This window comes from Pseudochrobactrum saccharolyticum (assembly GCF_008801715.1).
In the GTDB taxonomy this organism is placed as follows: domain Bacteria; phylum Pseudomonadota; class Alphaproteobacteria; order Rhizobiales; family Rhizobiaceae; genus Pseudochrobactrum; species Pseudochrobactrum saccharolyticum.
The window spans coordinates 447,854-469,739 of the sequence record NZ_VZPG01000001.1 but is presented as its reverse complement, the minus strand read 5'-3'; the positions used below and the strand labels follow the sequence as shown (position 1 = coordinate 469,739).

At 50.9% G+C, this 21,886-nt stretch carries 17 protein-coding genes; 9 read left to right on the top strand and 8 right to left on the bottom strand.

Annotated elements, in window-relative coordinates:
* Positions 1-211: 211 nt before the first annotated feature.
* Positions 212-1,036 (bottom strand): aldo/keto reductase, encoded by an 825-nt coding sequence (locus F7P81_RS02245; protein WP_022709446.1) that lies wholly within the window; start codon positions 1,034-1,036, stop codon positions 212-214.
* A 348-nt stretch (positions 1,037-1,384) separates the two neighbouring features.
* The gene (locus tag F7P81_RS02240) at positions 1,385-2,218 is read right to left on the bottom strand and encodes a L,D-transpeptidase (RefSeq protein WP_151158947.1); all 834 of its coding nucleotides are present in this window, start codon (positions 2,216-2,218) and stop codon (positions 1,385-1,387) included.
* Between the two features lie 303 nt (positions 2,219-2,521).
* Here F7P81_RS02240 and F7P81_RS02235 point away from each other — a divergent pair, with 303 nt between their 5' ends.
* The 4 genes from F7P81_RS02235 (at position 2,522) to hisG (ending at position 6,652) form a co-directional block, all read left to right on the top strand.
* Positions 2,522-3,172 carry a DNA-3-methyladenine glycosylase I gene (locus tag F7P81_RS02235; RefSeq protein ID WP_151158401.1) on the top strand — a complete coding sequence of 217 codons (651 nt, stop codon included), beginning with the start codon at positions 2,522-2,524 and terminating at the stop codon, positions 3,170-3,172.
* Positions 3,173-3,295: 123 nt separating this feature from the next.
* Positions 3,296-4,819, top strand: a complete 1,524-nt coding sequence (gene hisS / locus F7P81_RS02230) for a histidine--tRNA ligase (protein WP_151158399.1) — start codon at positions 3,296-3,298, stop codon at positions 4,817-4,819.
* Between the two features lies 1 nt (position 4,820).
* The gene (locus tag F7P81_RS02225; protein WP_151158397.1) at positions 4,821-5,963 is read left to right on the top strand and encodes an ATP phosphoribosyltransferase regulatory subunit; all 1,143 of its coding nucleotides are present in this window, start codon (positions 4,821-4,823) and stop codon (positions 5,961-5,963) included.
* Positions 5,960-6,652, top strand: a complete 693-nt coding sequence (hisG, locus tag F7P81_RS02220; RefSeq protein WP_151158395.1) for an ATP phosphoribosyltransferase — start codon at positions 5,960-5,962, stop codon at positions 6,650-6,652. Before F7P81_RS02225 ends, hisG begins: the two co-directional genes overlap by 4 nt.
* Before the next feature lie 75 nt (positions 6,653-6,727).
* Here the strand turns inward: hisG and F7P81_RS02215 are convergent, their stop codons facing one another.
* The 6 genes from F7P81_RS02215 to F7P81_RS02190 form a co-directional block, all read right to left on the bottom strand.
* Positions 6,728-7,129, bottom strand: a complete 402-nt coding sequence (locus F7P81_RS02215) for a DoxX family protein (protein ID WP_075654409.1) — start codon at positions 7,127-7,129, stop codon at positions 6,728-6,730.
* Between the two features lie 328 nt (positions 7,130-7,457).
* Positions 7,458-8,849, bottom strand: a complete 1,392-nt coding sequence (gene fumC / locus F7P81_RS02210; protein ID WP_151158393.1) for a class II fumarate hydratase — start codon at positions 8,847-8,849, stop codon at positions 7,458-7,460.
* Positions 8,850-9,028: 179 nt separating this feature from the next.
* Positions 9,029-9,280: a hypothetical protein gene (locus F7P81_RS02205; protein ID WP_075654411.1), complete on the bottom strand. Its 252-nt coding sequence runs from the start codon at positions 9,278-9,280 to the stop codon at positions 9,029-9,031.
* A gap of 746 nt (positions 9,281-10,026) precedes the next feature.
* On the bottom strand, positions 10,027-11,670 hold the full coding sequence (gene groL, locus F7P81_RS02200) for a chaperonin GroEL (RefSeq protein ID WP_075654413.1): 1,644 nt from the start codon (positions 11,668-11,670) through the stop codon (positions 10,027-10,029).
* Between the two features lie 109 nt (positions 11,671-11,779).
* Positions 11,780-12,076, bottom strand: coding sequence for a co-chaperone GroES (gene groES / locus F7P81_RS02195; protein WP_022711248.1), 297 nt, complete (start codon positions 12,074-12,076; stop codon positions 11,780-11,782).
* Between the two features lie 412 nt (positions 12,077-12,488).
* Positions 12,489-14,336: a TadE/TadG family type IV pilus assembly protein gene (locus F7P81_RS02190; RefSeq protein WP_246176016.1), complete on the bottom strand. Its 1,848-nt coding sequence runs from the start codon at positions 14,334-14,336 to the stop codon at positions 12,489-12,491.
* A 421-nt stretch (positions 14,337-14,757) separates the two neighbouring features.
* On the opposite strand from F7P81_RS02190, the gene F7P81_RS02185 reads away from it, so the two are divergent.
* The 5 genes from F7P81_RS02185 (at position 14,758) to F7P81_RS02165 (ending at position 21,870) form a co-directional block, all read left to right on the top strand.
* Complete coding sequence (locus tag F7P81_RS02185) at positions 14,758-15,606, top strand: TIGR01459 family HAD-type hydrolase (RefSeq protein ID WP_151158391.1); 849 nt, start codon at positions 14,758-14,760, stop codon at positions 15,604-15,606.
* A gap of 55 nt (positions 15,607-15,661) precedes the next feature.
* Complete coding sequence (locus F7P81_RS02180) at positions 15,662-16,684, top strand: bifunctional riboflavin kinase/FAD synthetase (RefSeq protein ID WP_151158945.1); 1,023 nt, start codon at positions 15,662-15,664, stop codon at positions 16,682-16,684.
* 105 nt (positions 16,685-16,789) lie between these two features.
* Positions 16,790-17,611, top strand: a complete 822-nt coding sequence (locus F7P81_RS02175) for a MipA/OmpV family protein (RefSeq protein WP_075654414.1) — start codon at positions 16,790-16,792, stop codon at positions 17,609-17,611.
* 367 nt (positions 17,612-17,978) lie between these two features.
* The gene (gene ileS / locus F7P81_RS02170; RefSeq protein WP_151158389.1) at positions 17,979-20,885 is read left to right on the top strand and encodes an isoleucine--tRNA ligase; all 2,907 of its coding nucleotides are present in this window, start codon (positions 17,979-17,981) and stop codon (positions 20,883-20,885) included.
* Between the two features lie 316 nt (positions 20,886-21,201).
* Positions 21,202-21,870 carry a hypothetical protein gene (locus F7P81_RS02165; RefSeq protein ID WP_075654416.1) on the top strand — a complete coding sequence of 223 codons (669 nt, stop codon included), beginning with the start codon at positions 21,202-21,204 and terminating at the stop codon, positions 21,868-21,870.
* Positions 21,871-21,886: the final 16 nt, after the last annotated feature.

The window sequence follows — 21,886 nt, the reverse complement described above, 5'->3', positions numbered from 1 at the left end:
TTAATTTTATGTCGTTTTGTATTTATAAATTTAATTAATTTGATAAATATTTATATTTTAATTTAATTTTTCAGTAAAAATAAAATCAATAGTTTGACACCATCAGATTTTTTGTTGATTTATTCATGTTAAAATAAAGCACTCGTATAATTTATACGAGTGCTTTGATAATTAAGAAAATTTTTTGAAAAATATATTTCGAAATGACAGATTAACCGAAGGTTGTCGGATCAGGTCCGATACGTCCGTCAGAAGCATCCAGCTTGTTGATCTCGTCATGCTCGATACCCAGAAGCTTGAAATCTGTGACTTCAAAATTTTCTTTAATACGGGCAGGGGTGACTGATTTCGGAATGACAACATTGCCGATATCCAGATGCCAGCGCAGAATGACCTGAGCGACAGATTTGCCGTGATTGGCGGCAATGGCTTTCAAAACCGGATTGTCCAGAATTTTACCCTGTCCGAGCGGGCTCCATGCTTCTGTAGCGATATTATGCTGCTGGTGGAACTGGCGCAGATTATCCTGCTGGAAATAAGGGTGCAGCTCGATCTGGTTGATGGCTGGCACAACATCTGTTTCACGCAGGATGCGTTGCAGATCAGCTGTGCGGAAATTGGAAACGCCGATTGATTTCACACGGCCTTCTTCACGTAATTTGATGAGTGCACGCCATGTATCAAGAAATTTATCTTTGTTCGGCATTGGCCAGTGAATGAGATAAAGATCAAAATAATCTGTACCGAGGCGCTCAGCCGAAGCATCAAAAGCTTTCAGGGTGGAATCATAACCCTGATCGTCATTCCAGACTTTCGTTGTCAGAAAAATATCCTGACGTGCGATGCCGGAATTACGAATTGCCTGACCGACACCTTTTTCATTCTTGTAAATTGCGGCGGTATCAATGTGACGGTAGCCGGTTTCAAGCGCGGTTGTCACACTGGCGACGGCTTCTTCATCGCTGACCTGCCATACACCGAAACCCAGTTGCGGAATGGAGTTGCCGTCGTTCAGTTTGATCGCAGCTACGGTCATGTCCTTATTCCTTTTCTGTTTTTTGCGCCGGTAATTTCATCGCATTGTTTGGGATAAACCGGCGAAGCACTTTGCAGAACGCAATCTTGAATCAGTTCTTACAGTTTTTGCAAGACCGGCTTATGTCAAAAGCGATAAATTCTTGGGGGTGGTTTTTCACAAGCCTGTCTGTTGCCGGACAGATTCCTTTTTGCGTGTGCAATGCTCGACAGGCTGCCGGTGGCGATATGTGAATAAAACCGCAGCTTGCCATGCGATGAATAGAAAAGCCCTGCATCAGTGTCTGATGCAGGGCTTTTGGTTGTGAGGCGTTTAAACAGAAATCCTATTCTGCTCTTCAGGGTAGACTCAGAGAACGACGACTTTCGTGCCCACCGGCACCCGTTCGTAGAGGTCTTCCACATCCTGATTGCGCATGCGAATGCAGCCGGAGGATACTGCACGCCCGATGGTAGATGGCGCATTGGTGCCGTGAATACGATAGAGCGTATTGCCTAAATACAGCGCACGTGCGCCGAGCGGATTGGCAATGCCGCCTTCCATACGGACAGGAAGAATGCGGCCTTTCTTGCGCTCGCGGGCAATCATTTCTTTCGGCGGATGCCATGTCGGCCATTCGGCCTTGCGGCTCACGGTTTCTGTACCTTTCCAGCTGAAACCTTCTTTACCGACACCTACGCCGTAGCGGCGGGCTTTGCCATTATCTCCGACAAGATACAGAAACTTGTTTTTCGTATCGATCACGATTGTTCCGGACTTATGGGAGGCTGAGTAATCAACTTCCTGCGGCAAATAGATCGGGTTCATACCGCCCGCAGCCTTTGCAGGATTTTGCGGTGCTGTCGCGCTGGTGCGGATGAATGAACCCTGCTGATAGGTTGTATTCCGTTGCAGGGCTTTATCCTGCTTTGTGCGTGCTTGCTGGCGTGTAGCGGAGCGTTGCGCCGGTGCCTGAATGCCTTGTGATCCGCTATTGCGGTAGATACGCGGCTTTGATGGCGCAAGCTGGGTGGCATAACGCTGCGGCTGCAATTGAGTGACCCAGGGCGCACTCAGATCAGGGCTGAGAACCAGAGGCGGCGGTGTGGCATAACGGTCATTGGCAAATGCTCCGCCAGCTGAAATGGCGGACAGGGCAAAAGCAGCAATGGATGCGATCAGCAGCAGATGACGTGGTTTCATCAGATCGTCCTGTGTTGAAGTCATGCCTGAAACTGTGATGCACTGTTCAGCAGGCGAGACATGCAGATTCCTTTGCTTCGACTGTGATGCCTGACCCTTTTGAAAAGGTGAATCACTGCCTTGCGGATGCGCAAATGCGGTGAAAACTTTCTCTTTTGGTTATCAGCAGGTAAATATTCTGAGTTGGGTTTCGCGGTTGCTTTCTGTCTTGAAACAGAAGATATGTTCTTTTTTTGTTCCATGTCAAATGAAATATGCTATAGAGAGACTCGTTGGTTTGGGCAGAGATGGTACGGGTGAAAAATGGTGCAGGATATACCGGTTCTGGAAGCAGGATTGCATTTGGGGGAAGACGGGCGTGTGCGCTGTGGTTGGCATGGCGGTTTGCCGGATTATCTGCTTTACCATGATACGGAATGGGGATTTCCGGTTGATAATGATCGTCGTCTTTTCGAGAAAATCTGTCTGGAGGGCTTTCAGTCCGGCCTGTCATGGCTGACAATTCTGCGTAAGCGTGAAAATTTTCGCCGTGCTTTTGCAGAGTTCGATTTTCATAAAATGACGCAGTTTACTGAGGAAGATGTTGAGCGTCTGATGCAGGATAAGGGCATTGTACGCCACCGCGGCAAGATCAAATCAGCGATTAATAATGCAGGTCGTGCGATTGATCTGATTGCCGAGAAGGGCTCGCTGGCCGCTTATTTCTGGAGCTTTGAGCCGCAGCCGAAAGACCGGCCGGCACGGTTTGATCTGGCGGCCTATAAAGCGAACCCTTTAACCGAGATTTCTACCCGTATCAGCAAGGATCTGAAGAAGCACGGCTGGTCATTTGTCGGCCCGACGACAGTCTATGCTTTTATGCAGGCGATGGGACTGGTGAATGATCATCTGGAGGGCTGCTATTGCCGCCCGGTGATTGAGCGCTTGCGGCAGGATTTTGTGCGGCCAGCATAATATGTTTCTGCGCGGATCTTGCTCTTGCCGCATGCAAACTGATCGGTTAGGAAACATACGCGCCTTTCAAGGATATTAAGGCATTTAATCTTCAAGATAACTCAAGTTTAGCGGATCAGTATCATGGCAAATAAAGCGGAGAAGATGAAAGCGCGGTTGCCGCGCGGCTTTGTGGACCGTGAGCCTCATGATCTGCGTGCTGCTGAGAAAATGCTGGCGACAATCCGTGAGGTTTATGAGCGTTACGGTTTTGATCCGATTGAAACGCCGCTTGTTGAATATACTGATGCGCTGGGCAAATTCCTGCCGGATCAGGATCGTCCGAATGAGGGCGTGTTCTCGCTTCAGGATGATGATGAACAATGGTTGTCGCTGCGCTATGATCTGACTGCGCCGCTGGCGCGTCATGTGGCTGAAAACTTCAATGAAATTCAGCTACCATTCCGCACCTATCGCAATGGCTGGGTATTCCGCAATGAAAAGCCGGGCCCTGGCCGTTTCCGCCAGTTCATGCAGTTTGATGCGGATACTGTTGGTGCACCGGGCGTGTCTGCCGATGCGGAAATGTGCATGATGGCAGCGGATACGCTGGAGCGTCTCGGCATTCAGCGCGGTGATTATATGATCCGCGTTAATAATCGTAAGGTTCTCGACGGTGTTCTGGAGGCGATTGGTCTGGCCGGTGATGATAATGCCGGACGCCGCCTCAATGTGCTGCGTGCCATCGACAAGCTCGACAAATTTGGCGAAGAGGGCGTGAAACTGCTGCTCGGTGAGGGCCGCCGTGATGAATCCGGCGACTTTACCAAAGGTGCAGGACTGGATGCCGCGGCAATTGCCAAAGTGCTCGACTTTACTGCTGCGGGTGCGGAAGATGGTCAGCAGACCATCGCAAATTTGCGTGCTGTTGTTGAAGGCAATGCCCGCGGCACAGAAGGCGTTGAAGAACTCGCACAGATGCAGATTTTATTTGATGCAGGCGGCTATGCCGGCCGCGTCAAAATTGATCCGTCCGTTGTGCGTGGTCTCGAATATTACACCGGTCCTGTTTATGAGGCCGAACTGCAATTCGACGTCACCAATGAAAAGGGTGAAAAAGTCGTCTTCGGTTCTGTTGGCGGCGGTGGCCGTTACGATGGTCTGGTGTCGCGTTTCCGTGGTCAGCCGGTTCCGGCAACGGGTTTCTCCATCGGCGTTTCCCGTCTGATGACTGCGTTGAAAAACCTCGGCAAGCTCGGCACTGAAGATGCAATGGCACCGGTCGTCATTACAGTGATGGACGGTGATGCCGAAAACCTTGGCCGCTACCAGAAATTCACACAGGATCTGCGCGATGCCGGTATCCGAGCTGAGATGTATCAGGGCAACTGGAAGAAATTCGGTAATCAGCTGAAATATGCAGACCGCCGCAATGCGCCGCTTGCGATTATTCAGGGCGGTGATGAACGTGCCAATGGCGAAATCCAGATTAAGGATTTGATCGAGGGTAAACGTCTTTCCGGTGAGATCGAAAGCAATGAGGAATGGCGCGCCAGCCGTCCGGCGCAGATCACTGTCAAGGAAGCTGATCTGGTTGCGGAAGTGAAGCGTATTCTGGCTGAACAGGCTGAGGATCGCTTGCAGGAACTAAGCAGGCAGGCGAAGTAAAATGAGCAATCGTCAAACAGCAGATATTGCCGCTGATCTGGCGTCTTATTTTGCAACCACGTCGAGTGAAGCTGTTGATATTCCGATCCTGCAACCGGCCGATCCGTTTCTGGATATGGCCGGTGAGGATCTGCGCAGCCGGATTTTCCTGACCGAGAATGAAAATGGCGACAGCCTGTGTCTGCGTCCGGAATTTACTATTCCGGTCTGTCGCAATCATATTGCGCTGAATGCAGCCACGCCGAAGCGCTATTCTTATATTGGCGAGGTTTTCCGTCAGCGTCGTGAAGGCGGCACCAGCTTTCATCAGGCCGGTATCGAAGATCTTGGCGGCGATAATGAACCGGCCTCCGATGCGCGCTCTCTGAGCGATGCGTTGAATGCTGTGCATCAGGCAGCTCTTAATGCGTCATTGCAGGTGCTGCTCGGCGATCAGTCTGTGTTTGAAGCTGTTCTGGCATCTCTCGGCCTGCCACGCGGCTGGCAGAAAAAGCTGGCGCGTGCTTTTGGTAGTGCTGAACTGCTGGAACAGGCCTTGCAGGATTTGGCATCACCGCGTCTTGGTAATGTCATTCCTGAGCGTTTGCGTCAGATTGTGGATGAACAGGGCGAAGATGCTTTGGTCACTGCACTTGCACAGGAAATGCAGGTTGCCGGTATTTCACCGGCCGCAGGCCGTAGTCCTTCTGAGATTGCACGGCGTCTGATGGAGAAGCAGCAACTGGCTGCGGTTCAGCTGGCAGATAGGGTACTGACGGCGCTTAAGACATTCCTGTCCATCCGTGTACCGCTGGAACAGGCGACTGTACAGCTGACAGAATTTGCTGAACAAAACGGTCTTGATCTCGGCGCTGCATTGCAGAGCTTCGGCAAACGCGTTGAGGAAATGCGTAAGGCTGGTATTGATCTCGGCATCATCACTTATGATGCAGGTTTTGGCCGTCCGCTCGATTATTATACCGGTCTGGTTTACGAAATTACCAGTCGCGATGCTGATTGCGGTGTGATTGTCGGTGGCGGGCGTTATGACCGTTTGCTGACAATGCTGGGCGCGAAAGAGCGTATTTCCGGTGTTGGTTTCTCCATCTGGCTCGACCGTTTACAAAAATGTGCCGAGGCAACACAGGCAGGAGCGCGCTCATGACTGTAACACTGGCTTTGCCTTCCAAAGGCCGTCTGAAAGAGCAGACAATTGCAGTGATGGCGAAGGCCGGATTGCATGTGGTGCTGCCAGAAGATGACCGCAATTACCGCGCCCGTATTGAAGGCGTGGATGATGTGGATATTCTGTTTCTCTCTGCGTCAGAAATTGCCCGTGAACTGGGTTATGGGACGGTTGATCTCGGTGTAACAGGTGAAGACCTGATCCGTGAGACGCTGGCGCGTGCAGATGAAAAAGTGCAGATTGAAACGCAGCTTGGTTTTGGTCATGCAGATGTGATCGTTGCCGTGCCGGAAGTCTGGCATGATGTGGCGACAATGGCCGATCTGGATGATGTGGCTGCGGATTTCCGTCAGCGTCATGGACGTCGTTTGCGGATTGCCACCAAATATTGGCGGCTGACACAGCAGTTCTTCTCTCAGAAGCACGGTATTCAGGTTTACCGTATTGTTGAGAGCTTGGGTGCAACAGAAGGCGCCCCGGCTGCCGGTTCTGCGGATATTATCGTTGATATCACGTCGACCGGTTCGACATTACGAGCCAATAGGCTGAAAATTCTGGATGACGGCATTATGCTGAAGTCGCAGGCTTGTCTGGTTTCTGCGCGCCGCAGTCTGGATAATCCGCGGGTGACGGAAATTATCAGCCGTATCTGTGACAGTTTGAAATAAGCTTACATATTTAAAAAGAAAAGGCCGCAATTCTCATGAATTGCGGCCTTTTTGATAGGTAGAAGTGTTCAGCTATTAGCGACCGCGACGGTCAACCGAATATGCGCCGGCACCGGTTACGGCGAGCAGCAGCAGACCACCTGCAATTGCGAGGTTCTTCTGTGCCATCAGAGCATTCATGCCTTCGGCAAAATCCATATGGGCTACCAGTGTGGCGCCGATGGTGAACAGGGCAACAACGACCGCTGCGATACGGGTCTGGAAACCAATCAAAATGGCGAGGCCGCCAACAAATTCAACCAGACCAACGAGAACTGCGGTCACGCTTGGCATTGGCAGGCCGATCGCACCGAAATATTGCGCAGTGCCTTCAAGGCCGGTCAGCTTGCCCCAACCTGCAAGAATGAAAAGAATAGCAAGAAAAACGCGGGAGATCAGAATAATAATGGAATTCTGGGAGGCGGAAACAGTGCTCATTATGAGGCTCCGGATGATATATTGCTGGAGGAGGGTAAGAGGCTTCCAGGCAATAAAAGTTAACAATAGAAAAGTGATTTATGCTGCAGGCTCATTGTGCGCAGCATGAATTGCTGTTGCGCAATGGATAACTAATAAGTGACTGTATTGTAAATATAGACAGATATTGACATATTGTTCATCAATAGTGAACCCTAAAATAGCATGTTGAAATTTAATACCGATAGCCCTGTGTTGATAGCAAGTTAAGATTACAAGAGCTTATAAAAGAAATCAGCCCGCAACAGTGAGCTATTACGGGCTGCAATTCATTCGTCATGCAGAGCAGTTATGCAGGGTGCAACATCAGTTCCGGACGCACTAAAGCTTCATATTCTGCTTCACTGACAAGACCGCTTTTCAGGGCTTCCTCGCGCAAAGTCGTGCCATTATGATGAGCGGTTTTGGCAATCTTCGCGGCCGCATCATAGCCGATTTGCGGGGCAAGAGCTGTTACCAGCATCAGTGAATTTTCCATCAGTTCATGGATGCGGGCTTCATTGGCTTCAATCCCGTCAATACAATGATCGACAAAGGAATTCATGCCGTCAGCCAGCAAACGGATAGATTGCAGCACATTGGCCGCGATCACAGGCTTGAAAACATTCAGCTCAAAATGCCCCTGACTGGATGCAACAGTGACGGTTGTGTGGTTGCCGAAAACCTGAGTGGCAACCATGGTCAAAGCTTCTGCCTGTGTCGGATTGACTTTGCCCGGCATGATCGATGAACCCGGCTCATTTTCCGGCAATTGCAATTCGCCGAGGCCGGAGCGGGGGCCGGAGCCGAGAAAACGGATATCATTGGCAATCTTAAACAGATCAGCGGCAAGCGCATTCAAACTGCCATGAAGATTGAGCAGAGCGCCGTGGGAGGCGAGTGCCTCGAATTTATTCGGGGCGGTTTTAAACGGCAGGCCGGTAATATTGGCAACCGCATCAGCAAAGCCGGTATCAAAACCCTTTGCTGAATTCAGCCCTGTGCCGACCGCTGTGCCGCCCTGTGCCAGCAGATAAACATCTGTCAGGCTCTGCACAATACGGTGCTTGCCATATTCTGCCGCCGCACGGTAACCTGAGAATTCCTGTCCCAAAGTCACCGGTGTTGCATCCTGCGTATGGGTGCGGCCGATCTTGATCAGATGCGCGAATTTCTCTTCTTTGGCTTTCAGCGCATCAATCAGATGATCGATGGCTGGTAGCAGGCGGGATGTAACTTCAATCGCGGTGGCAATATGCATGGCAGTCGGGAAACTGTCATTGGAGGATTGTCCCATATTCACATGGTCATTCGGGTGAACCGGCTTTTTGCTGCCGATCGTGCCGCCGAGCATTTCAATCGCGCGGTTGGAGATCACCTCATTCACATTCATATTCGATTGCGTGCCGGAACCGGTCTGATAAATCACCAGCGGAAAATGGTCGTCCAGCTTGCCTTCAACAACCTCTGCAGCAGCCACAGTAATGGCGCGGCCCAATACCGGATCAAGTTTGCCCAGAGCAATATTTGTCTCTGCTGCGGCCTGTTTAACAATGCCGAGTGCATGAATGAGCGGCAGTGGCTGGCGATCTGTTCCGATTTTAAAATTTTGCAGAGAGCGCTGGGTCTGCGCACCCCAGTAACGATCATTATCAACAGCGATAGGGCCGAAACTATCGGTTTCGGTACGTTGGTCAGACATTTACAGCTCCTGAAGTTCTGTATTCTGGGAAGATGTCAGAGTGTCATATGGTATCGGGTACAAGTATTGCGAGACCGTGCAAAACACAGTTTTGTGTAGGCTTCTGCACAATCGCGTGTGAAAATAAGTTTAATATTTTCAGTGCGGTGCCGTGATCGCGCGTGCAATATTAAAGGCGGTTAGTCGTCCTCGGCCTCATCATCCGGATTTTCTATCCAGGCAGTAGGGTCGATTTTTTTCTGGGTTGTGCTGTCAATGAAAGTCCACCAGCCGGTATCGCTTTCATTCCAGTCGCCACCGGCTTTTTGAAGCTGTTCAAGCCGGCGATAACGGGCAGGGGATTCATTGAGCTGACCATCAAAGTCTGTCCAGAGTACCGTGACTGTGCGTCCGTCTTGCGGTGCCGTTGTAATCGGGTGTTCTTTACGCATTCGTCTTCCCTCCGTTGCGATGCAATGAAAGCACTGTCCAGATCAGAACAGCGAAGCTTGTAAATACAAACCTATAGCGCATTCCGGAAAGTGTGAAGCATTTATATGTAAAACAGAGTGCTGAGATGAAGCGGCCAGCTAACAGGCTGAACCATGAGCTTCACAAGCGCAAGCGGCATATCGGAGCTCTTATTTATGACTTGTGAAAAGCGGAAATTGTGCTGGGAAAGGCGTGGGAAGACGGGTTTCCCCGTCTTCCCTATGCGCGGTCAGCAGTTCCTTCAAGCGGGGGCAAATAGGAGTGCCGACCAGCGCAAGCTGCAGATTTTCAATCTTTAAAGCCTGATCCTTAAGGAGATACTAAAATAATTTTGAGTTATCATTAAGTACAGTAACTTTAAAAAAATAATGCATTGCAATTGTGATGGTCGCTAATGGCATTGGTTACAATTTATTTAGAAATATCTCTCCTGAAAAACGGAGAGGTTACATAAACAGCTTAAATGCATAAGGCAAGCTATATCCTGTGCCGCATCGCTATGCCGTGCAGATTTTAGTGTTTTGATATAAAAAAAGCCCCTGATTTCTCAGAGGCTTTTTCATTTCTTAACCGCATTATCGTGGCCGCACAGGCGCTCACGCCTGTGCTACGAAATGCTCGGATGGACTTCTTAGAAGTCCATGCCGCCACCCGCACCGCTTCACGGTGCAGGCTTATTTCTTGATGGGCGAGCTTTATGGATTTCTTAGAAATCCATGCCGCCCATGCCGCCCATGCCGCCGCCTGGCATTGCTGGCATGCCGCCGTCTTTCTTCGGCAGTTCAGCAATCATAGCTTCGGTGGTGATCATCAGACCAGCGATAGAAGCTGCGTTCTGCAGAGCAGTACGTACAACTTTAACCGGATCAACAACACCAGCTTTGATCAGATCGCCATATTCGTTGGTTGCAGTGTTGTAACCAAAGGTTTCAGAAGCGTTTTCGAGGATTTTACCAACGATTACGGATGCTTCTTCACCGGCATTTGTGGTGATCTGACGGGCAGGAGCCTGGATCGCACGACGGATGATGTTGATACCAGCGTCCTGATCAGCATTGATACCTGTAACGGTAATCTTGGCCGATGCGCGGAGCAGGGCAGTACCGCCACCAGGTACAATACCTTCTTCAACCGCAGCGCGGGTTGCGTTCAGAGCATCGTCAACGCGGTCTTTGCGTTCTTTAACTTCAACTTCAGTTGCACCGCCAACGCGGATAACTGCTACACCGCCGGCGAGCTTGGCAAGACGTTCCTGCAGCTTTTCGCGGTCGTAGTCGGAAGAAGTTTCTTCGATCTGCTGTTTGATCTGGCCAACGCGGGCTTCGATTTCAGCTTTCGAACCGGCACCATCAACAACAGTTGTGTTTTCTTTGGTGATCGCAACCTTCTTCGCACGGCCGAGCATGTCGAGGGTCACGGATTCCAGCTTGATGCCGAGATCTTCGGAGATAACCTGACCACCGGTGAGGATAGCGATATCTTCGAGCATTGCCTTACGACGATCGCCAAAGCCCGGAGCCTTAACAGCAGCAATTTTCAGGCCGCCGCGCAGCTTGTTAACAACCAGAGTTGCCAGTGCTTCGCCTTCTACATCTTCAGCAATGATGACGAGTGGCTTGGAGGTCTGAACAACAGCTTCGAGAACCGGCAGAAGAGCCTGCAGGTTGGAAAGCTTCTTTTCGTGCAGAAGGATGTAAGCGTCTTCCAGTTCTGCAACCATCTTTTCTGGGTTGGTTACGAAATAAGGAGACAGGTAGCCGCGGTCAAACTGCATACCTTCAACAACTTCCAGCTCGGTTTCAGCTGTCTTGGCTTCTTCAACAGTGATGACGCCTTCGTTGCCGACTTTCTGCATCGCTTCCGCAATCATGCGGCCGATTTCAGCTTCGCCGTTAGCGGAGATGGTGCCAACCTGAGCAACTTCTTCAGAAGTGTTGATTTTCTGAGCTTTGCCGAGGAGGTTTGCAACAACTTCAGTCACAGCCAGATCAATACCGCGCTTCAGATCCATCGGGTTCATGCCGGCAGCAACAGCTTTTGCGCCTTCCTGAACGATCGCCTGACCGAGAACAGTAGCGGTTGTTGTACCGTCACCGGCAGTGTCATTGGTCTTGCTTGCGACTTCGCGCAGCATCTGTGCGCCCATGTTTTCGAACTTGTCTTCAAGTTCTACTTCTTTGGCAACCGATACACCGTCTTTGGTGATGCGTGGCGCACCGAAAGATTTGTCGATAACAACGTTACGACCTTTAGGGCCGAGCGTTACTTTAACAGCATCTGCAAGGATATCGACGCCGCGCAGCATTTTTTCGCGCGCTGAACGACCGAATTTTACGTCTTTAGCAGCCATTTTTCTCTCCTGGAGCCTGAGGTCTTGCCTTCAAGGCTTCCCGATTTGAACTGTTGAAAAGGGATGGTGAATAAGCCCGGGCTATGAACCGCTCAGGCTAAATCGAAAATCAGGCAATGATTCCGAGAATGTCGGATTCTTTCATGATCAGCAGGTCTTCGCCACCGATCTTCACTTCTGTGCCGGACCATTTGCCGAACAGAACGCGGTCGCCAGCTTTAACGTCCAGAGCAACCAGCTTGCCGCTTTCATCGCGGTTACCGGAACCAACGGCGACAACTTCGCCTTCAGACGGCTTTTCTTTGGCTGAATCAGGAATAATGATGCCACCGGCTGTCTTTGCTTCCGATTCTACACGACGAACGACAACGCGGTCATGAAGAGGGCGGAAATTGATCTCTGCCATGGATATAACCCTTGAAAATACGCCTTGAAATAAGGCAGCAAAATGAGTTGAAGGCCTTTCAGCCCGTGGATTATTAGCACTCTCTTTGTGTGAGTGCTAACGTGCTTTTGATATAGGAAAGAGCCGTTTCGGAGTCAAGGTTTCCGGCGGGCATAAAAGACAATATTGCCGGTGATAAACCCTGTAAAAACTGACAGGGAGCATCGTAAATCAGATGCTTAGGCACAAATATGATGCCCGTCCTGCGGATTTATAAGTGCCTGACGGCAACAAATTTACATGTCTCAAAAGCGTGTCGCTGGGTTTCAGATATTATTGCCTGAATGTGAAAGCAGTATGAACTCTGTTGGAAGGGTGAGAAAATAAAACCACGGCGGGCTCTGTGCAGCCGCGCCGCAGTTTTTCTCATCAATCAGCGGACAACACGCAGATTGGATAATTCATCGGCAATTTCACGGAATGTCTGTTCCAGCTCGCTACCGGTTGTATTCCAAAAAAGCTTGGCGCGTTTTGTCGGGGCTGCCGGATCGAAGCGAACGCGGGAATCCGAAGCACATTCTTTCATGATTTCCATCTGTTTGCGATCAGCAGCAAGGTTTTGGCGCAGATCAAGGGCAACAGTCATCACCATGATTTTGTCCTGTTTTGCAAGCTCGCATAGCCTTTTAAAGCGCGCATTCAGTGCTTCAGTATAATAGGCGTTGTCATGAACATTGCTGACACCGCGTGCCTCCTGAAAAATACGTGTTCTGTCATAACCCGTGGTTCTGACTGCAGTATATCCCAGCGATGAATAGGTGGATATATTGTTTGCATTATCCGTACCGCCGAGTGAGTTGTAACGGTAATAAGTGTTGGCACCATCGGTCAGAACAATAACAACCTTATCGTTCCCTCGCTCAGAAGTAGCCCTGCCACCTGTAAATGGCGAGTTTTGAATGAGCGTGCGCCATCCCCAGACCATGCCTTCCGGCACGTTTGTACCGCCATCCGGTTGCATTTTGGCAATGGCATTTTTTACCGTTCTCAGGCCATTGTCAGTTGTTACATCTGTAAGTGTAGTGATCGGCGTTGTTGTGCAGCTGTAATTGGGGCCGGTTGTACCTTCTCCGGATGTGTTCTGCGCGATGTAGTATTTTTTCAAATCCCGCTGCATTGTTTGATAGCTGTCGTAACGTCCTCCGTTATCCGACCACCAATGGTTCAGAGAACGGCTGGAGTCATATTCATCCGGAGCGAACATCGGCACATACATCGTGTCAGGATCATCAATTTTAGGACGATCCGCATTGATGCCATATTCACCCGGGCGCGCTTCTACGCAGCCTTTCCAGCTTGTATATGCTCTTCCGCGTGTTGTCTGCATGTCATTATACAGGCTGAACCGCGTGAAATGATGGCCATTTTCGCTTCCCCATCCTGACCCTTCTTTAAAATAGACGTTATCGCGGTAAACGATATTCTTATTGCGCCCGACATTGATAGGATTGTTTGCCGTAGGCATAGTGAAGTTTTCATAATGAACAGGCGAAACGCCGGTCTGATCCATCCATAGCTGGGTCTGGTTTTCAGGGCCGATATTGACGGAAGCCGCAAACGGAACCAGTGAAAACTGTACCGGATTTTCAAGATGCGTAATGAGTTTGGCCTGATCTGCCAGCTTGTCTACAAGCTGGGCGGATGCCTGTTTTAACAAGTCGATGCGTTTGAGACCTGAACCCGAACCGCGCTCGGCCATCGAGCCGGAATTATCCAGTACAAGTGCGACTTCCAGAGTATTTTTAAGGCGCACAGTTGCAGACATCGAGAAAGTATATTTATCCCAGTCAACCCGATCATTCGTGACAGTTTTTGCGGCTCTGCCAAAGAATGAAATATACCGGAAGGAGGCATTGACTACAATTTGCTGATCGGAATCACGACCTTTTGGAAAGTCCAGAGTAAATTTGGTTCTCTCCGGTTCAATGGCACGCAGATTGGCTTCGAATATTTTCTTGCCAAATTCGCGGATCTGGTTTTCTTCAGAAACGACCGTGAAGCGTTTACCGACAGCCAGACCTGCGGCATCAAGTGAGCTCTGAACATTCCCGCGCACGCGCATCAGATTGGCAGCGTCAATCGCCAGCATCATTGCCAACAAAATAGGCGGGATCATCAATGCGAAAAGCGGGGTAATAGCGCCGGTCTGGTTTCTGCGAAACCGCTTTATCAGTGCAGAAAAACTGCCGGATCTCTGTTTTGAGCTTTTTACGCAACGCATAATCTCTCCTGCCGGCACAGGCCGGAACATAGTCTTCTTATTGTCCGTCTGTTTCCGGTCGTGTGACGTTTCAGAAAACGGCAGACATGACAGGAAACGCGATTCAATCTTTTCATTTTCTCTGATGGTAATGGATTGGTTCTAACAAGCCGTCACGAAACACAGTAAAAAAACTGGGTACAGGGTAGAGTTAATGAAACATGAGCGGCGTGGTTCCGTGCTGCGTCAAAATATAAACAGTGTTGTGATATTTTCGCTCACGTAAAACGGGTGACATATGCTGCCTGTTGGTTTAGAGCATTTATAAAATCCGGCGCCTGAAGCTTTGGCTTCGACCGCGTCTTTCATGCAGATCCGTGCGCGCGAATGGTGCGCCTGTGCTCCGTTTAGCCGCGGAGATAATTGATTTAAGGATAGTTTTATGCTGCATCCGGCAAAACTCGATGATCTTTTTGACCGTTACGATGTGATCTTCAGTGATGTCTGGGGTGTGTTGCATAATGGGGTGGAAGCCTATCGTCCGGCTGCGGATGCTCTGAAACGTGCCCGTGAGGCCGGTGTCAAAGTGGTGCTGATTACCAATTCGCCGCGCCCGTTTCCCGGTGTTGCCGCACAGATGGAAATGATGGGTATCACCAATGAAAGCTATGACCAGATCGTGACATCCGGTGATGTTACCCGCGACCTGATCGCTGCAGGCCCGCGTAAAATCTATCATCTGGGGCCTGAGCGCGAACTGGCGATTTATGACGGGCTGGATGTGGAACTGGTTGAAGAATATGAGGCATCCGGTGTTGTCTGTACCGGTCTGGTCGATGACGAAGTGGAAAAGCCGGAAGATTATGCCGAACTGCTGCAGCGTTTCCGTTCGCGCAATCTGCCATTCATCTGCGCCAATCCTGATATCGTTGTAGAGCGCGGTACCCGCCTGATCTGGTGTGCCGGTGCACTGGCGCGTGATTATACGCAGCTCGGCGGTCGCACACTTATCGCCGGTAAGCCGCATCACCCGATTTATGCGGCTGCAATGCAGGCAGCAGAAAAGCTGACCGGCAAGCCTGTTGATAAATCCCGCATCCTTGCTATCGGCGATGGTATGCTGACCGATGTGAAAGGTGCGCAGAATTACGGCGTGGATGTTCTGTATATTTCCGGCGGTATTCACGCGGCTGATTATGTGGCCAAGGGCGAAGTCGATCACGACAAGCTGCTGGCATTTCTTGGCCGTCACGGCGAGGCACCGGCAGCAGTGATGCGTTATCTGGTGTGATTGCCGGAAGTTTTTAATCCCTGAACAACTGATCTGAAACAACTCAATGACTGCGATGCCTTCAGAATTTGCTGCAAAATCCGCAATTCTTCGTCTCACCTGCGGTGTGAACGGCAGTGAGCCGCTGCCTGCACATATGCGCGGCGGCGTGGTGGCGATCGGCAATTTTGACGGTGTGCATCGCGGTCATCAGGCTGTGCTTGAGAAAACCCTGCAACTGGCCAAAGAGCGCAATTGTCCGGCAGTTGTGCTGACCTTTGAGCCCCATCCGCGCAGTTTTTTCAATCCGGATCAGCCGGTTGATCGCCTGACTGATGCGCAGGAAAAAGCGGCTATTCTGGGTTTGCTCGGTTTTGATGTTGTGGTGGAGCAGGGCTTTGATGCCGGATTTTCCTGCCTGAGTGCGCAGGAATTTATCGATCAGGCGCTGATCGAACGGCTGGGTGCATCGGAAGTCATTACCGGTGTTGATTTTCACTTCGGCAAAAAGCGGCAGGGCAATCCGGAGTTTTTGAAACAGGCGGGCGAGAAACACGGTTTTGGCGTGACACTGATTGAGCCTTTTACCGATGAGGGCGGCGAGGTGGTTTCCTCCTCGCGCATTCGCTCCCATCTGGCTGAAGGTGATGTGGCGGGCGCAGCGGGACTATTGGGCTATCGCTACACGCTGGCCAGCACTGTTATTAAAGGCAAGCAGCTGGGGCGCACGCTTGGTTTTCCGACAGCCAATATGGCGCTGCCGGAGCAGACCAATCTGAAGCACGGTATCTATGCTGTGCGTTTCCGCCGTGCTGACGGCACGCTTTATGATGGTGTTGCGAGTTTTGGCCGCCGTCCGACCGTGGATAGTGACGGTTGCGCATTGCTTGAGACATTCTTGTTTGACTTCTCAGGCGATCTCTACGGCGAATTCTGCTCTGTATCTTTCTTTGCTTATTTACGCGGAGAAGAAAAATTCGATTCGCTTGATGCATTGATGGTGCAGATGCGGCAGGATGAAGCTGAAGCACGGGCAATATTATCCGCTGTACAGCCGCTTTCTTTGCTGGATTCCTATCTGACATTCTCCCGCAGCTGAATTGATCTCAATATTTCAGAATATATTTACCGCTTTACTTGAAAAATAAGCGCATACCTGTTTGTCCGCCTGCAAATGGCGTCTGGAGTATGCGTTTTGCGTAATATGTTTAACCGGTTCCGGATTGCCGGATTGGCTGTTTTGTCTGCTGCATCATTCATTCATCCGGCTTTGGCGGAAGAGGGCGGACAATCATCAGGAAAACATTTCTGGTCAGGTGACTGGTCGCTGACCGTCGGCGGCGACTTTTACCGCCAACCCCGTTTTACAGGCTCCAGCAAATATATAATGAGTGCGCAGCCTCTGATTTCCTTTGGTCGCACAGGTGTTGCCGAGCGCTTTTCATCCCGCAATGATAATATTTCCTTCGCTCTGATGGATATGGAGGATTTTCGCGTGGGATTGACCGGTGAGTTTTTGATGGCGCGTGGCGGCAGTCAGGCTGATGGCTTGAAAGATGTGCCATGGGGCGGTGAGGTCGGCGGTTTCATGGAATTCTACCCGACAGACTGGTTTCGTCTGCGCTCAGAACTGCGTCACGGGGTTCGGGCACATAATGGTATTGTCGGCGAACTGGCAGGGGATGCATTTTATGATGTGACACCGGCGATCCGTGTTTCCGGCGGGCCGCGCATGTCTTTTGCTTCAGAGAAATATCTGGATACCTATTATGGTATTAATGCTGAGGAATCCGTTGCCAGCGGTCTTTCCGTTTATGATCCGGATGGCGGGGGAATTACATCTGCCGGACTGGGCGGCGCAGTGACATGGATGACAACCGATAAAATCACAACCAGCCTTTATGCCGAATATACTAAATTGCAAGGCAAAGCAGCGCGCTCCAGCCTTGTATCCGAGCGCGGATCGCGCCATCAGCTGACGGTTGGTGTTTCGGCAACCTATCGTTTTGATTTTACGCTGGACTGATGTTTTGAGCGAAAACCGTCAGCTTTTAGAAAAGTAACGGCTTATTTGCTTTGAAAATCTGCCGGAAGGGCAAAGTTTATCTGTCTTGCCTCTTTATTCTGCGCGCCTGCATTGGTAAAAGCATCACCATGATGAGACAATACTCGATATTTATAATGCTGCGCTATGCCGGCCGAATTATTGGCCCGGCCTTTTCTTAAGCCTGACCGGATGGTTCAGGGGGAAAGGTCCGGGAAGAATAGCTGACATCCTGAGGCATGATGAACTCTGCCGCAATTTCAGGATATATATTTTCTTAAGACTGCCTGCCTGAGAGCAGCATAGTGCCTGCATTATGCTCCGGCAGTCCAACTGAATGCTCAAGATAATGACTGCTGAAAAAATCGATTATTCCAAAACGCTTAACCTGCCGCAGACCGACTTTCCGATGCGCGCCAGCCTTCCTCAGCGTGAGCCGTTGCTGGTCGCCCGCTGGGAAGAGATGAATCTTTACAAGAAGCTGCGTGAAGATGCCAAAGATCGTCCGCTGTGGGTGCTGCATGACGGCCCTCCATACGCCAATGGTAATATTCATATCGGCCATGCGCTGAACAAGACGCTGAAAGATGTGATCACCCGCTCGTTCCAGATGCGCGGCTATAACTCGAACTATGTTCCGGGTTGGGATTGCCACGGTCTGCCGATCGAATGGAAGATCGAAGAAAAATACCGTGCGCAGGGCAAGAATAAAGACGAAGTGCCGGTTAATGAATTCCGCAAGGAATGCCGTGAATTTGCTGAAGGCTGGATCAAGGTTCAGACCGATGAGTTCAAACGTCTGGCAATCACCGGTGATTTTGAACAGCCATACACCACAATGAATTTCCATGCGGAAGCCCGTATTGCCGGTGAATTGCTGAAATTCGCCCGCTCCGGCCAGCTCTATCGTGGTTCCAAGCCGGTGATGTGGTCGGTTGTTGAGCGCACTGCTCTGGCCGAGGCGGAAGTTGAATATCACGATATTGAGTCGGATATGATCTGGGTGAAATTCCCTGTCACATCCGTGCCGGAACTGGCTGATGCGCATGTGGTCATCTGGACGACGACACCATGGACAATTCCGGGCAACCGCGCCATCGCCTATTCGCCAAAGGTTTCCTACGGTCTTTATGAAGTGACCGGTGCGGAAAATGACTTTGGCCCGCAAGCCGGTGAAAAGCTGATCTTCGCTGATAATCTGGCTGAGGAATGCTTCAAAAAAGCCAAGCTGACTTTTAATCGTTTGCGCGATGTTTCCACTGCACAGCTGCATGGCATGACCGCAGCCCATCCGCTCAAAGGCTTTGGCGGCGGTTATGAATTTACTGTGCCACTGGTTGCCGGTGAGCATGTGACTGATGATGCCGGTACAGGCTTCGTTCACACTGCACCAAGCCATGGTCGTGAAGACTTTGAAGCATGGATGGATGCTGTGCGTGAACTCGAAGCACGCGGTATCAATCCTGCAATTCCTTTCCCTGTGGATGATGCCGGTTTCTATACTGCTGACGCACCGGGTTTTGGCCCTGACCGTGAAGGCGGTGCTGCCCGTGTTATCGATGATAACGGCAAGAAGGGCGATGCCAATGAAGCGGTTATCAAAGAACTGATCGCGCGTGGTCTGCTGTTCGCCCGTGGCCGCATGAAGCATTCCTATCCGCATTCATGGCGCTCGAAAAAGCCGATCATCTTCCGCAATACACCGCAATGGTTTGTCTATATGGACAAAGAACTGGGCGACGGCACAACGCTGCGTTCCCGTGCTCTGAAAGCCATTGATGATACACGTTTTGTGCCGGCTGCCGGTCAGAACCGCCTGCGTGCCATGATCGAAAACCGTCCTGACTGGGTGCTGTCACGCCAGCGCGCATGGGGCGTGCCGATCTGTGTTTTTGCAGCTGAAGACGGCACAGTGCTGATTGATGAAGCTGTGAATGAACGTATTCTCGCAGCTTTTGAAGTGGAAGGTGCTGATGCATGGTTTGCAGAAGGTGCGCGTGAGCGTTTCCTCGGCAACCGCGCCGGTGAGGCTTGGGAGCAGGTTACCGACATTCTCGATGTCTGGTTTGACTCCGGTTCAACGCATACGTTCACGCTGGAAGACCGCCCTGATCTGAAATGGCCTGCCGATCTTTATATGGAAGGTTCGGATCAGCATCGCGGCTGGTTCCATTCCTCGCTGCTTGAAAGCTGCGGAACCCGTGGCCGTGCACCTTATAATGCAGTGCTGACCCATGGTTTCACCATGGACGAGCACGGCAAGAAAATGTCGAAATCGCTCGGCAATACAGTAACCCCGCAGGAAATCATCAAGGATTCCGGTGCAGATATTCTGCGTCTCTGGGTGATGACCTCGGATTACTGGGATGATCAGCGTCTCGGCAAGAGCATCATCCAGACCAATATCGACGCTTACCGCAAGCTGCGTAACACTATCCGCTGGATGCTGGGTACATTGGCGCATGATGAAGGCGAAGAAGTTGCCTATGCCGATCTGCCGGAGCTTGAAAAGCTGATGCTGCATCGCCTGAGCGAGCTGGATGAAGTTGTTCGCAACGGCTATGATGCATTTGAATTCAAACGCATCACCCGTGCGCTGATCGACTTCACCAATATCGAGTTGTCGGCTTTCTATTTCGATATCCGCAAAGATGCGCTTTATTGCGATGCACCATCGAGCCTGCGCCGCAAAGCTGCTTTGCAGACCGTGCGCCATCTGTTCGATAATATCGTGACATGGCTCGCACCGATGCTGCCTTTCACAACGGAAGAAGCATGGCTTGACCGTTATAAAGATGCGGTTTCCGTGCATCTGGAGCAGTTCCGCAACATTCCTGCTGAATGGAATAATCCGGTTCTGGCTGCGAAATGGGACAAGGTGCGCGATGTACGCCGCGTTGTTACCGGCGCTCTGGAACTGGAACGTGCGGACAAGCGTATCGGCTCGTCGCTGGAAGCTGCGCCTCTGGTGCATATCACCGATGCGTCGCTGCTCTCAGCGGTACAGGGTCTGGATATGGCTGAGATCTGCATCACCAGCGGACTGACCATCAGCGATCAGCCGGTTGCCGGTGAGGCATTCGCGTTGAGCGATGTGAAGGGTGTTGCTGTTGTGCCTGCTAAGGCAGACGGTACAAAATGCGCCCGTTCATGGCGTTATACCAATGATGTCGGCAGTGATTCTGAATTCCCTGATGTATCGGCACGCGATGCTGTGGCATTGCATGAGCTGAAAGCTCTTGGTCGTTTGGGATAAGTATGAATCTGCGGCGATCACAGGTAAGCATTTCCAGCAAAAGTGCGAAGCGGTTTGCGTTGGATAATGCGTAAAACAAAGAAAAAGAGCGGTTCCGGTAATTCAATTTTAACAGGAACCGCTCTGACAAGCAGTTATCAGTGATTGCCGCATATTTTCTGCCGTGCTAAGGCACTGCATTGAAATATCTTGTCGGCAGTGAAAATCTGCTTTCATGCCTTGGAGTTGCCGGAAAGTACCGATAACGCCATAATGCATGAAATTTAATGTAGCGGTGGTTGGGTAATCTGGCCGAATACGGATAAAAGTGGTGCTCATGAAGATTGAAGGACGCATTTTCGCTTTCGCAACAGTGCTGGCCAGTTTGGGTCTTGCCGGTTGCGTGTCCGATCCGACCTATGGAACAGGCAAGTCAGCCAGCACGCAATTGCTGGATGATATGTCATCCATTGCTACAATCGGTCCGAAAAAGAGAACCGGTATTGAATATAAGCCGCGTCCGGAGCTGGTGAAGCCTGTTGCAGGGCAGAAAGAAAGCCTGCCGCAGCCACAGGAAAGTGTTGCCCGTGCCGGTGATCCTTCATGGCCGGAATCGCCGGAAGAACGCCGCAAGCGTCTGCGTGCAGAGATTGAAGCAAACCGCGACAATCCGAATTTCGTTTCGCCGATTGCACCTGACAGCCCGAGCGATTTCACGCCGCGCCGTCAGATTCTGCCAAGCGGTGCCAGCCGTCGTGAAGATTATGCATCACGTGATTCTGTTGCCGATCCGGCAGTTGCTGCAGCCGCGAAGCAGGCGCAGCTTGACCGTGCAGGCGGTTCTGCAACACAGCGTAAATATTTGAGTGAGCCGCCGGTCAGCTATCGCCAGCCAGCCGCCACTGCTGCAGTCGGTGATCTGGGTGAGGACGAGGCGAAGAAAGAACGTCGTCGTAAGGCTGAAGCCACCGGCTCGAAAAGCTGGCGCGATAAGCTCGGTCTTTAATTCGGGTTTGAATGAA

Excerpts from the sequence above, each read along its gene's own strand:
- F7P81_RS02180 (WP_151158945.1), top strand. The coding sequence starts at position 15,662 with ATGCCTTCAGAATTTGCTGCAAAATCCGCAATTCTTCGTCTCACCTGC.
- F7P81_RS02245 (WP_022709446.1), bottom strand. The coding sequence starts at position 1,036 with ATGACCGTAGCTGCGATCAAACTGAACGACGGCAACTCCATTCCGCAA.
- groES (WP_022711248.1), bottom strand. The coding sequence starts at position 12,076 with ATGGCAGAGATCAATTTCCGCCCTCTTCATGACCGCGTTGTCGTTCGT.
- groL (WP_075654413.1), bottom strand. The coding sequence starts at position 11,670 with ATGGCTGCTAAAGACGTAAAATTCGGTCGTTCAGCGCGCGAAAAAATG.
- F7P81_RS02235 (WP_151158401.1), top strand. The coding sequence starts at position 2,522 with ATGGTGCAGGATATACCGGTTCTGGAAGCAGGATTGCATTTGGGGGAA.
- F7P81_RS02165 (WP_075654416.1), top strand. The coding sequence starts at position 21,202 with ATGAAGATTGAAGGACGCATTTTCGCTTTCGCAACAGTGCTGGCCAGT.
- F7P81_RS02240 (WP_151158947.1), bottom strand. The coding sequence starts at position 2,218 with ATGAAACCACGTCATCTGCTGCTGATCGCATCCATTGCTGCTTTTGCC.
- fumC (WP_151158393.1), bottom strand. The coding sequence starts at position 8,849 with ATGTCTGACCAACGTACCGAAACCGATAGTTTCGGCCCTATCGCTGTT.
- hisS (WP_151158399.1), top strand. The coding sequence starts at position 3,296 with ATGGCAAATAAAGCGGAGAAGATGAAAGCGCGGTTGCCGCGCGGCTTT.
- F7P81_RS02175 (WP_075654414.1), top strand. The coding sequence starts at position 16,790 with ATGTTTAACCGGTTCCGGATTGCCGGATTGGCTGTTTTGTCTGCTGCA.
- hisG (WP_151158395.1), top strand. The coding sequence starts at position 5,960 with ATGACTGTAACACTGGCTTTGCCTTCCAAAGGCCGTCTGAAAGAGCAG.
- F7P81_RS02215 (WP_075654409.1), bottom strand. The coding sequence starts at position 7,129 with ATGAGCACTGTTTCCGCCTCCCAGAATTCCATTATTATTCTGATCTCC.
- F7P81_RS02205 (WP_075654411.1), bottom strand. The coding sequence starts at position 9,280 with ATGCGTAAAGAACACCCGATTACAACGGCACCGCAAGACGGACGCACA.
- F7P81_RS02185 (WP_151158391.1), top strand. The coding sequence starts at position 14,758 with ATGCTGCATCCGGCAAAACTCGATGATCTTTTTGACCGTTACGATGTG.
- ileS (WP_151158389.1), top strand. The coding sequence starts at position 17,979 with ATGACTGCTGAAAAAATCGATTATTCCAAAACGCTTAACCTGCCGCAG.
- F7P81_RS02190 (WP_246176016.1), bottom strand. The coding sequence starts at position 14,336 with ATGCGTTGCGTAAAAAGCTCAAAACAGAGATCCGGCAGTTTTTCTGCA.
- F7P81_RS02225 (WP_151158397.1), top strand. The coding sequence starts at position 4,821 with ATGAGCAATCGTCAAACAGCAGATATTGCCGCTGATCTGGCGTCTTAT.